Annotated in this window: 10 protein-coding genes; 8 read left to right on the top strand and 2 right to left on the bottom strand. The window is 66.5% G+C overall.

The window, feature by feature from the left end; all coding sequences use genetic code 11:
- Together VL973_RS05500 and VL973_RS05495 are read left to right on the top strand one after the other, a co-directional pair.
- Positions 1–1,533: ribonuclease J (locus tag VL973_RS05500; RefSeq protein ID WP_325283026.1), on the top strand; the 1,533-nt coding region annotated here is incomplete at its 5' end.
- A gap of 3 nt (positions 1,534–1,536) precedes the next feature.
- Positions 1,537–1,806, top strand: coding sequence for a DUF1467 family protein (locus VL973_RS05495; protein ID WP_325283025.1), 270 nt, complete (start codon positions 1,537–1,539; stop codon positions 1,804–1,806).
- A gap of 7 nt (positions 1,807–1,813) precedes the next feature.
- Here the strand turns inward: VL973_RS05495 and VL973_RS05490 are convergent, their stop codons facing one another.
- Both VL973_RS05490 and VL973_RS05485 read right to left on the bottom strand, forming a co-directional pair.
- Entirely contained in the window at positions 1,814–2,290 is a 477-nt protein-coding gene (locus tag VL973_RS05490; protein ID WP_325283024.1) for a GyrI-like domain-containing protein, read from the bottom strand.
- Between the two features lie 3 nt (positions 2,291–2,293).
- Positions 2,294–4,585 carry a coiled-coil domain-containing protein gene (locus VL973_RS05485; RefSeq protein WP_325283023.1) on the bottom strand — a complete coding sequence of 764 codons (2,292 nt, stop codon included), beginning with the start codon at positions 4,583–4,585 and terminating at the stop codon, positions 2,294–2,296.
- Positions 4,586–4,661: 76 nt separating this feature from the next.
- Between VL973_RS05485 and VL973_RS05480 the strand changes: the two genes are divergently transcribed.
- From VL973_RS05480 to VL973_RS05455, 6 genes are all read left to right on the top strand, one after another.
- Positions 4,662–4,955, top strand: a complete 294-nt coding sequence (locus tag VL973_RS05480; RefSeq protein ID WP_325283022.1) for an Hpt domain-containing protein — start codon at positions 4,662–4,664, stop codon at positions 4,953–4,955.
- 118 nt (positions 4,956–5,073) lie between these two features.
- Positions 5,074–5,757, top strand: a complete 684-nt coding sequence (locus VL973_RS05475; protein ID WP_325283021.1) for a protein-L-isoaspartate O-methyltransferase family protein — start codon at positions 5,074–5,076, stop codon at positions 5,755–5,757.
- A gap of 90 nt (positions 5,758–5,847) precedes the next feature.
- A complete protein-coding gene (locus VL973_RS05470; RefSeq protein WP_325283020.1) occupies positions 5,848–7,410 on the top strand; it encodes a TolC family outer membrane protein in 1,563 nt (520 codons plus the stop codon).
- A 33-nt stretch (positions 7,411–7,443) separates the two neighbouring features.
- Positions 7,444–7,950 carry a DUF2497 domain-containing protein gene (locus VL973_RS05465; protein ID WP_325283019.1) on the top strand — a complete coding sequence of 169 codons (507 nt, stop codon included), beginning with the start codon at positions 7,444–7,446 and terminating at the stop codon, positions 7,948–7,950.
- Between the two features lie 73 nt (positions 7,951–8,023).
- Positions 8,024–9,640, top strand: coding sequence for a histidine kinase famiy protein (locus tag VL973_RS05460; protein ID WP_325283018.1), 1,617 nt, complete (start codon positions 8,024–8,026; stop codon positions 9,638–9,640).
- A 58-nt stretch (positions 9,641–9,698) separates the two neighbouring features.
- Positions 9,699–11,952, top strand: a 2,254-nt coding sequence (locus tag VL973_RS05455) for a valine--tRNA ligase (protein ID WP_325283017.1), incomplete at its 3' end; no start/stop codon positions are given.

The following is an 11,952-nucleotide window of genomic DNA, read 5'->3' as shown; positions in this document are numbered from 1 at the left end:
GGCGTGACCTTTGCCGATCCCGCCTATCCCGGCGTCGACATCATCCTGCCGGATCTGAGCTTTATCGAGGATCGGCTGGACGATCTGGTCGGCATCGTCATCACCCACGGGCATGAGGATCATATCGGCGCGCTGCCCTATCTGGCCGCCGATCTGGGCGTGCCGATCTATGCCACCCCCTTCACTGCGGGGCTGATCCGCGGCAAGCTGGAGGAAGAAGGCGTCGCCGATCAGGTCGTGCTCAAGATGGTCGACTTCGGCGGCAGCGTCGATATCGCGCCTTTCAAGGTCCGGTTCGTGCCGGTCGCCCATTCGATTCCCGAAGGCAGCGCGCTGCTGATCGAAACGGCGCATGGCCGCGTGCTGCACACCGGCGACTGGAAGCTCGACGATTCGGTGTCGATGGGCGTGCCTTCGACCGCGGCGGAACTGACCGCGATCGGCGATGAAGGCGTGCTGGCGCTGGTCTGCGATTCGACCAATGTATTCAATGACGATGCGTCGGGTTCCGAGGCCGATGTCCGCGCCGGGCTGGACCGCGCGATCGAGGAAGCCGCCGGACGCCGCGTTGTCGTCACCACCTTTGCCTCCAACGCCGCGCGGCTTCAGACGCTGGGCGAATGCGCGCGCGACACCGGGCGTCGGCTGTGCCTTGCGGGGCGTTCGCTCGACCGCATCGCGCGCGTTGCGCGGGCGACGGGGTATCTCAAGGATTTCCCCGAAACCGTCGATTTCGAGACCGCGATGAAGCTGCCGCGCGGCAACGTCCTGATCGTCGCGACCGGCGGGCAGGGCGAAGCGCGCGCCGCGCTGGCGCGCATTGCCGATGACAATCACCCGATCAAGCTGGAAGCCGGCGACCGGGTGATTTTCTCCTCCAAGCAGATTCCCGGTAATGAAGTTGCGATCGGCCGGATCATGAACCTGCTGGCTGAACAGGGCGTCGATCTGATTACCGATCGCCAGGCCTTTGTCCATGTGTCGGGGCATCCCGGCCGCCCCGAATTGCAGGCCATGTATCGCTGGATCCGCCCGCAGATGGTCGTGCCCGTGCATGGCGAGATGCGGCATTTGACCGAACATGCCCGCTTTGCGCTGGCCAATGGCGTGCCGCAGTCCATCCGGCAGAAGGATGGCGAAGTGCTGCGCCTGGCGCCGGGTGCGCCGAAGCGCATCGGTTTTGCCACGGTCGGCCGCCTTGTGCTCGACGGCGACGTGATCCTGCCATCCGACGGCGCGACGATTGCCGAGCGTCGGCGGATCGCCAATTACGGACAGATGTCGGTCGCGGTCGCCTTTGGCCGTGACGGACGCCTGATCGGCGAGCCGCAGGTGCGGATTCAGGGTGTTCCCGTCGAAGAGGATCGCGAGCCGTTCCTGGATGAAGTCGCCAGCGCCGTGGTGCAGACCGTTCGCAAGGGCGAGCGCGATCCCGACCGCCGGCGTGAGGCGATCCGCCTTGCCGCGCGCAAGGTGGCGACGCGTTGGACCGGCAAGAAGCCGGTGGTCGACGTGCTGGTGATCGGCGGCTGATCCATGCCCTGGCAATCGGGTCTGGCCATCTGGTTCCTGTTCTGGTTCCTCTGCCTGTTCTTCGTCCTCCCCTTCTTCGCCCGAACCGGGGAGGAAGCGGGGGACGCCCGTGTTCCCGGTCAGGCGGAAAGCGCCCCGGCGCGCTTTCCGATCTGGCGGGTCGTGGGATGGACGACGTTGGTTGCAACCACGATGTTCGGTCTGTTCATCGCAAATTATGTGAATGGTTGGGTCACGGCCGAAATGCTTGATTTCGCGCACGCCCGCCGTTGAGGCGGGTTCAGCCTGTCGTTCCCAGCACCGGCACCCATAAAGACATGTCACCGCGCCCCATCAGCGGGTCGAATCCCTCGCCATAACGCTCGAACGCGGGGGTCCAGGCGATCTGGCACGGCGCGGTGGGCAACCATTCGCGTATGATCCGCCCCCACATCGCGCGCAGGTCCGCGACATGGTCGAAGCCGGCAAACACGGCATAGCTGGCGGCGGGCACCTCGATCGCGATGGCGCCGTCCGGCAGCGGCGCGTCCTGCGCGACTTCGACCGTGGCGGCATAGCGAACGATCGGCTTTCCCACATCGGCGATATCGCGCACGCCGTAACCGACTTCGTTACACTGGCCGGGTAGCGGGGAGGCGCCCATCAGTTGCGCCCATTGCAGCGGCACGCGAGCCGCGAAACGCTCTTCGGGATGCTCCGTGGCAAAGCCGGCCAGGCGCATGGCGGGGCGCTCGATGAAACGGGGTCGAACCGGCATGGATCAGGTCCGCAGACGCTCGATCGCCTGTGCCAGCGCGACATAGAGCTTGCCCGAATCGGACGACAACAATGTCACGCCCATTGGCGACCCGTCCCGCTGCGCCAGCACCATTCGCAGCATCGCTTCGAAATCGTGGATATAGCGATTGACCTGTTCGTGGAAACCGGGATCGGCGTCGTAAAGCGCGGCGATCTCCCGCAACTGGCCGGGTTCGAGCAACCGGACGGCGCGGCGGGTGAACACACCGCGATCGCCTTTGAGATAGGCCGCCCATGCAGTGTCGGCGACATCGGCCGACAACGCCTTGGCAATGTCGATCGAGGCCGAATTGAGCGCTTCGATCAACAGCGACACGCGCCGTGCGAAGCTGTCGCGATCGGCCGCCTCGCGCGCGGCGTCGGCCTGTTCGATGCGGGCTTCGACCTGCGCGCTGGCTTCGGCGATCGCCAGCGTTTTCTGGCCCACCCGGTCGGCGGCCTGCGTCGCGATCCGCACCGCATCGTCGGCGGCTTCGGCCAGCAGATTGAGCTGGCGCGCGACCGCATCGTCGAATGCCCGCGCGAAATGCTCGACCGCGGCATGTTCCAGCCGGGCGGCGGCATCGGGAATGACCGCGCCCAGCGTCTTTCGCGCATGGTCGGCGGCCGCGCCCGCCGTTTCGCGGATGCGGACCAGCGCATCGACCAGCCGGGGGGCCGCGTCATCGGCAAAGTCGCGCGTGTCGGCGATGGTGCGTTCGATCGTCGCCTGAATATCCTCAATCCGCGAACTGCCGGTGCCCAGCGCGTCGACCAGTGCGGCCGACAGCGCCACCAGCGTGTCGCGCTGGGTGTTGACGGTGACGTTGATCGCCTCGATCGCGCTGTGCGTGCTTTCGGCCGCAGTGACGAGCGCCAGCAGCTCGGGTTTTGCCGCCGACACGATCCGACGGCTGTCGCCGACGCGGCTGTCGAGGCGGGCAAGCGCGTCGGGCAGCGTCTCGTCAATCTCGCGCGTTGCGGCGTCGAGTGCGGTCAGCAGCATCTCCGCCGTCGCCATCGTCGTGCGGGCCACTTCGTCGCCGCCGGTCATGGCATCGCGCATCGCATCGAGACCAATGGTCACGGTCGCCACCTGTTCGGCCAGCGCCAGCGCGCGCTTGGTTCCGGCTTCGTGCAGCAGGTCGATCTGCGCGTTGGCGCGCGCGACATTAGCGTCGAGCGACTCGAACAGCGAATCGGCCTGTTCGCGCTCGCGGTCGAGCGCGTCGGCGATGCTGCCGATGCTCGCTTCGACCATGGCCAGTCGTTCGCGCAAACGGTCCAGTCCCGTCTGCGTATGCTGGTCCAGCGCGGCCTGATTCGTTGCGATCATCGCGGCGGTGGCGTCGCCCTGCGCCGCGATGCCGCGCCGTGCCTCGTCAATGGCGGTGGCGGCGCGTTCCAGCACGGCGTCGACCTCCTGCGTCATATGCGCCGTGACTTCTTCAAGGCGCGCGCCCGCGCTTTCGCTGGTCGCCTCCATCCGGGTGATGTGCGCGGCCAGCCGCTGCGCCGCGCCGCCCGCGACTTCATCGGCATGGCGCCCGCGTTCGGCCAGCGCGGCAAGCTGGGCGTCAAGTGCCGACACCCGCTCGCCGGCATCCATGCCGATGTCGCCGAAGGAAGCGGCCAGCGCCTGCACTTCGTCCCGCGCCTTGGGCAATTGCGCGAGCAGGATCGCGAGCCGCCTGGCCGCGCCCTCGCTCGATTCGCCCAGCGTCCGGGCGGCGGCGTGGATCGAGGCCACTTCGGTCGTCATCGCGTTGGACACCGCCTGCATCCGCGCGGTCGCGCTGTCGCCGGTTTCCATCAGCTCGCGCATATGTTCGTCGAGCAGCGCACGATCGGCGGCGATGCGTTCGGACAGCATCAACATGCGTGCTTCGAACTGGTCGGCTTCCTCGCGCATCGCACGCTGGAGCGCGGTAAAGCGGCGCGCCTGTGCATCACCGGTGCGGCGCGCGACCAACCACAACAGGCCGACCAGCGCGATAGGCGCCAGGATCGCCGCTGCCGTCTGCAGGATATCGGCGGGCCGCATCGCGGCAGCGCGTGGGTCCGCCCACAAAAGCCAGCCTGCCGCCGCGATCCACAGCATGGCCGCGATCGCCGCAACCGCCGAAATCCATCGATCAGCGCCCCGGCCGGGCGGCGGTTCAAAGGCAGCGCTCATGGCGGTGCGCTCCAAAGGCAGGATGTCGTCCTCGCCCGGCGCGGCATCGCGTGGTGCCCGGTCGGCGTGGAAATCGATGATGCGAGAACCCCCGTTCATCCCCCGACCCTAACACATCGACATGTTTTCGCGAGCGAAACCATGCCTTAACGACAACGGCCTATCGTATCCGGCGATGGCATATGATCCCGGCGCAATCGATGCGACGCTGGCGGCGGCGGTGGGCGACGAACCCGCGCTGATCGCCGAGCTTCGCGAGGCTTTTCTGGATAGCGCGCAGCGTGCGCTGGCGATGATGATCGCTGCCGAGTCGGCAGAGACATGGCGCCAGGGCGCATGGCGTCTGAAAGGGCTGGCCGCCAGTTTCGGCGCGGTGCGCCTGATGGCGCTGGCGAGCGACGGGGCCGCGGCCCCGATCGGCGACGGGGAGACAATCCGGCGCCTACGCCGTGCCATCGACCGTCTCTGACACCGATTCGCTGCACCGCATCGCAACTGCTTGGCGGCGCGTGCGTCACGCGATAGAAGCACGGGTATCAACTAGTGTATTGCACGACTAATACGGCTGTGCAAAAAGGGCGGGCATGATGACCACGGCAACCATCGACGGGACGACGATCGCGGCGGAGCGTAGCGAGGCGCTGCGCCACGCGATGGTCGCCAGCCAGTTGCGGACCAGCGCAGTCAACGACCCCCGCGTCGTGGCCGCCATGGCGCAGGTGGCGCGGGAACGGTTCCTGCCGCCGCCGGTCGCGCGCTTCGCCTATGCCGACATGATGGTCGAACTGCCCGGTGGGCGTCGGCACAACAGCCCGCTGGCGACCGGCCGTCTGCTGACCGAGGCGCGCGTGGAACCGGGCGACCGGGTGCTGCTGGTGGGTGCCGCCGGCGGCTATGCCGCTGCCCTGCTCGCGCGGCTGGCACGTGAAGTCGTCGCGCTGGAGAGTGAAAGCGAACTTGTTGCGATTGCCCGTGCCGCACTGGCCGGGACCGGAAATGTCGAAGTGGTCGAAGGGCCGCTGAACCAGGGCTGGAGCGCGGGCGCGCCTTATGACCTGATCGTCATCGACGGCGCGGTGGAGCAGGTGCCGCACGCGCTGGTCGAACAGGCACGGCCGGGCGCGCGCATGGCGACGGGACTGGTCGATTGCGGCGTGACGCGGCTGGCGACCGGGGCGCGTGCCACGGCCGGTTTCGGCCTGGCCGATTTCGCCGACTGCGCTTGCACGGTGCTGCCGGGATTTGAAAAGCCGAGTGGCTTTACCTTCTGATCGAGACATGAACGCCGCGGTGCCGGTCGATCCGGTCGCCGCGCAAACGACGGAAGTATTGGGATGATGCGGGGGATGCGACTGGCCGTTATGGCCGGAACTATGGTGCTGGTCCCGGTTGCGGGCCAGGCTCAGAATATCGCGCCGCTGCCCCCGGCCGATTCGGTGCCCGCGGTGCCTGCCACCATCCCTTCGGCCACGCCGATGACGCTTCGCGACGCGCTGCTGAATGCATATCGCGACAGTCCGGTGATTGCGGGCGAACGCGCCAATCTGCGCGCCACCAACGAAGGCGTGCCCTTGGCGCGCGCCGATGCGTTGCCGCAACTGGGCGTGCAGGGCAATTTCACCGAGAATGTCGTTCAGGGCCAGAATGCCTTTCTGCAACCCGATCGTGCGATCAACGCCAATCTGAACGCCAGCCTCAACATCTTTGCCGGCGGGCGCATCCGCAATTCGGTGGCTGCCGCCAAGACGCGCGTGCTCGCGGGACGGTCCAACCTGCGGACCAGCGAAGCCAATCTGTTCACCCAGGTCGTCGCTTCCTATAACGATGTGATCCGCGACGAAGCGGTGGTCCAGCTCAACCGTCAGAATGTCCGCAGCCTTGAGATCAACCTTCAGGCGACGCGCGACCGGTTCGAGGTGGGCGACCTGACCCGCACCGATGTCGCCCAGTCCGAAGCGCGCCTGTCGGGCGCGATCGGCACGCTGCGTCAGGCCGAGGCGCAGTTGATCGCCAGCCGCGAAACCTATCTGCAGGTCGTCGGCGTCCCACCGGCCGAACTGGCGCCGCCGCCGGCGCTGCCCAATCTGCCCGGCGATCCGCAGGCGGCGGTCGGCACGGCGCTGAACAACAATCCCGCGCTCGAAGCGGCGGAGCGTTCGCGGGAGGCAGCCGGGCTGGATGTGCGCGCCGCGCGCGCGGCGCGCCTGCCGCAGATCGACGTCGTGGGGGGCGGTAACTACTTCAATTATCTCGGCACGTTGCAGTCGTCGGTCGTCGGCGGCAGCGTGCCGCAGACCGGCACCGCGGCGCAGGCGGGTCTTGGCTTCTCCATCCCGCTTTACCAGGGCGGTCGCCCTTCCGCACAGGTGCGTCAGGCGCAGGCCCGGCAAAGCGTCGCCATTGAACAGGTCACGGCGACCGAGCGTCAAGTCGTGGCACAGGCACGAACCGCCTTTGCCAACTGGCAATCGGCGCAGCGCGTGATCGAGGCGTCCGAAGCCGCCGTTGCCGCCAATCGCCTGAGCCTTGAGGGCGTGCGCGCCGAGAACAGCGTCGGCAACCGCACGATCATCGAAGTGCTGAACGCCGAGCAGGAACTGGTGAACAGCCAAGTCAATCTGGTGAGCGCGCGGCGCGATGCCTATGTCGCGGGCTTTGCGCTGCTGGCGGCGATGGGCCGTGCGGAGGCGGAGGATCTGGGGCTGGATGGCGGCGCGCTTTACGATCCGTTGACCGATTATGAGCGAGTCGACCATGCATGGTTCGATTTCGACGACGAACCCACGCCCACCCCGGTGGGCACGCGCACCATCGACGCACCGGCCCAGACGCCGATCGTCACGCGGCCGCTGGCGCCCGAACTGCAGCGACCCGTTGACACCGACCCCGCCAATCCGTCAGTTGAAGCGGATGCGCCCCGCTGACATACGGGGCCTGAACAGGGTGGCGAGGGCGTGATGGGGGATTTGAGCAACGAGCCGTCGATGGAGGACATCCTGTCCTCGATCAAACGGATCATCGCCGAGGAAGGCGACCCGCTGTCGCAGCGTGGGCGCCGGATGGGTCGGCCATTGTCCGGCCCTCGCGACGATGAAGCGGACGATGCCCCACCGGAAGCGGTGCTCGAACTCGATCAGCCTGTGGCCCCCACGCGCCGGCCGGACGCCGCGCCGCCCGAACCGCCCCGGCCCGAACCGCAGCGCGCGACCTTTGCCGCTGCCGATCCGACGCCTGATCCCGATATCCTGTCCCCCCGCGTGGCGGAGGCGACGCGCGGTCGGCTGGAGGCGCTGTCGCGGCTGATCGTGAAGCCCGAGACCGCTGGTGGCGATACGCTGGAGGGTCTGGTTCGTGAGATGTTGAAGCCGATGCTCAGCGAATGGCTCGACGCCAACCTGCCGCGCATCGTCGAAACCATGGTTTCGCGGGAAATCGCGCGCATTTCCGGTCGCGACGACCGCTGAACTTGGCCAAAAGTCTGTATCGACCAAGGGCTGTTGCACGCAACCAACCGCCTCGCCAGCGGTTTCGGCCCCTATGAGTGATGACGAACTCGAAAAGCTGCCGGGGGACCCGATGGTCCCCGGACAGCTCGATTCCCCGGCGCCGCGTCTGCACGACGCGACGACGCCGGGGGAGGCGCGTCACGACATCTTCTTCGCCGCGGTCGAGACGACGCGAATGCCGATGATCGTCACGGACCCCTATCAGGACGATAACCCGATCATCTTCTGCAACCGCGCGTTCGAGAAGATGACCGGATACAGGCAGGCCGAGATTGTCGGCCGCAATTGCCGTTTTCTGCAGGGACCGGAAACCGATCGCGAAGTCATCGCCCAGGTCCGCGATGCGATCGCGCGGCAGGAAGAAGTGGCGGTCGAGGTCCTAAATTATCGCAAGAACGGCTCGACCTTCTGGAATGCGCTGTTCGTCTCGCCTGTGTGCGACGAATCGGGAAAACTCCTGTTCTATTTCGCCAGCCAGCTCGACATCTCACGCCGCAAGGAGGCTGAGGAAGCGCTGCATCAGGCGCAGAAGATGGAGGCTGTCGGCAAGCTGACCGGCGGCATCGCGCACGATTTCAACAATCTGCTACAGGTCGTGCTTGGTTATGTGGACTTGCTCGACGGACGGATTGCGGAGGAAGACCGTGCTTCCCGCCGCGCGATCGAGGCGATCGGGATGGCGGCCAGCCGGGGTGCCACGCTGACGCAGCAATTGCTGGCCTTTGCCCGCAAACAGGAATTGCGCGACCGGCTGCTCAACCTGAACACCCTGATTGCCGATTTCACGCCGATCATCGAACGCAATCTGGGCGACGGCATTACCGTGCGCCGGAAATTGTCCGACGATCTGTGGAACAGCCGCATCGATCCGGTGCAGGCCGAAATGGCGCTGCTCAACCTGCTGTCCAACGCCCGCGACGCCATGGACGGTGCGGGCATGGTGACGATCGCGACCGAAAATGTCGTCACGACTGCCGACACGCCGCCCGCAACCGGCATGGAGGCGGGCGAATATGTCGCCATGTCGGTGGCCGATACCGGTGGCGGCGTCAGCGAGGATCATGTCGCGCGCATCTTTGACCCGTTCTTTTCGACCAAGGGCGTTGGCAAGGGCACCGGGCTTGGCCTGTCGATGGTCTATGGCTTCATGCGCCAGTCAGGCGGCGGCGTCGCGGTCGAGAATGTCGAATCAGGCGGTGCGCGCTTCACGCTGTATTTCCCCCGTGCGCGCGGAATGGTCGAGCGCGACAAGGTGCCGGTCCAGCGGGTGCAGGGCGGCGGCGAAGCCATCCTGATGGTTGAGGATCAGCCGCAGGTCGCCGAACTGGGGCAGGCGATGCTCGAGGATCTGGGCTACAGCGTCGTCCATGTCGACAATGCCCAGCGCGCGCTCGATCTCCTGCGCGGGGGTGGGCAGTTTGGCATGATGTTTACCGACATCGTGATGCCCGGCATGTCGGGCGTCGCGCTGGCGCAGACGGTGCGGCGCGAGTTTCCCAACCTGCCGATCCTGCTCACTACCGGCTATTCCGATCGCGCGCTGGACGAGGATAGCCGGGCGTTCGAACTGGTGCGAAAGCCGTATCGCCGCGCCGACCTGTCGCAACGGATCAAGAACCTGCTTGAGGGGCCGAACGGCATCGCCTGATCGCCGCTGCGGGTGCGCGCCATCTTGTCATCTCGGCTCGCTCGGATAGAGCAGCGGCATGACCGAATTGCCCAAGACCTTCGACCCCGCTGCCATCGAAACGCGCTGGTATTCGCACTGGGAACAGGCCGGCCTGTTCCGCCCCGAACGGCCGGGTGCCGAGCCGTGGACGATCGTCAACCCGCCGCCCAACGTCACCGGATCGCTGCACATCGGCCATGCGCTGGACAACACGCTGCAGGACATTCTGGTCCGCCATGCCCGGTTGCAGGGCAAGGACGCACGCTGGGTGGTCGGCACCGACCATGCAGGCATCGCGACGCAGATGGTGGTGGAGCGCAATCTGGCAAGCCAGGGCATCAAGCGCACCGACATGAGCCGGGAGGCCTTTGTCGAGCATGTCTGGGAATGGAAGTCGCAGTCGGGCGGCGCCATCACGCGCCAGTTGCGTCGGCTGGGCTGTTCGATGGACTGGGCCAATGAACGCTTCACCATGGACGAGGGCTTTTCAAAGGCCGTGCTCAAGGTGTTCGTCGACCTGCACCGCGACGGCCTGATCTATCGCGACAAAAGGCTGGTGAACTGGGACCCCGGCCTTGGCACCGCGATCAGCGACCTTGAGGTCGAGACGCGGGAGGTCAAGGGCGGCTTCTGGCGCATCCGCTATCCGCTTGAGGACGGCAGCGGCCATGTCGAGGTGGCGACCACCCGGCCGGAGACGATGCTGGCCGACATGGCGGTCGCGGTGCATCCCGACGACGACCGTTACCGGTCGCTGGTCGGCAAGCGCCTGCGCCTGCCGGTCACGGGCCGGTTGATCCCGATCGTCGCCGACGAACATGCCGATCCCGAACTGGGGTCGGGCGCGGTCAAGATCACGCCGGGGCATGACTTCAACGACTTCGATGTCGGCCGCCGTGCCGGGATCGAGGCGCGCGACATGCTCAACATGCTCGATGCCAAGGCGCGCATCGTTCAGTGCGGCGGCGTGCCCGACGAGCTGGTCGGCATGGATCGCTTCGACGCGCGTAAAGCGGTGGTCGAGCGGCTGAAGGCCGACGGCTTCCTGATCCCGCACATCGACAAGGACGGCGTCGAGCACGACGCCGAACCGCGCACCATTCAGGCGCCCTATGGCGACCGTTCGGGCGTGGTCATCGAACCGTGGCTGACCGACCAATGGTATGTCGATGCCAAGACGCTGGCCGCCGGCCCGATCGACGCCGTGCGCGACGGGCGCATTCAGGTGGTGCCCAAGGCGTGGGAAAAGACGTTTTTCAACTGGATGGAGAACATCCAGCCATGGTGCGTGTCGCGCCAGCTTTGGTGGGGGCACCGGATCCCGGCCTGGTATGCCGATGATGGCCGCGTGTTCGTCGCCGAGACAGAGGCGGAGGCGCAGGTAGCGGCGGGTGAGGGCGTTGCCCTGAACCGCGACCCAGACGTCCTCGACACCTGGTTCTCCTCCGCGCTGTGGCCGTTCGCGACGCTGGGTTGGCCTGAGGCTGATCCCAAGGCGGCGGGCCGCTACCCCAACGACATCCTGATTTCGGGCTTCGACATCCTGTTCTTCTGGAACGCGCGGATGATGATGCAGGGAATGCACTTCCTGGGCGATGTGCCGTTCCGCAAACTGTATCTGCACGGGCTGGTCCGCGCCGCTGACGGCGCGAAAATGTCGAAGTCCAAGGGCAATACCGTCGATCCGCTGGGCCTGATCGACAAATATGGCGCCGATGCGCTGCGCTTCTTCATGGCGGCGATGGAAAGCCAGGGCCGCGACATCAAGATGGATGAAAAGCGGGTCGAGGGGTATCGAAACTTCGCGACCAAGTTGTGGAACGCCACGCGCTTTGCCATGGCCAACGGCATCGGCGCGTCGCAGTCGATCGAACCGCCGGTCGCCACCCATGCCGTGAACAAATGGATCATCGCCGAGACGGTCGAGACGGTGCAGGCGCTGGACCTGGCGCTCGCCGACCTGCGCTTCGACGCGGCGGCCAATGCGATTTACCAGTTTGCGTGGAGCCGGTTCTGCGACTGGTATCTGGAACTCATCAAGGGCGCGATCGACGACGAGACCAAGGCGGTGGCGGGTTGGGTGCTGGATCAGATTCTGGTCATGCTGCACCCGTTCATGCCCTTCATCACGGAAGAATTGTGGCACGCGCTTGGCGCCCGCGAGCACGATCTGATCGTCGCGAAATGGCCGATGCCCGACGCCCGCGCCCTCGACGCGGATGCGCGGGCCGAGATCGACTGGCTGATCCGGCTGGTCAGCGAAGTGCGCGCCGCGCGTAACGAACTGAACG

The organism is Sphingomonas sp. (genome assembly GCF_035490575.1).
GTDB lineage: Bacteria > Pseudomonadota > Alphaproteobacteria > Sphingomonadales > Sphingomonadaceae > Sphingomonas.
This window is presented reverse-complemented; position numbering and strand designations above follow the sequence as displayed.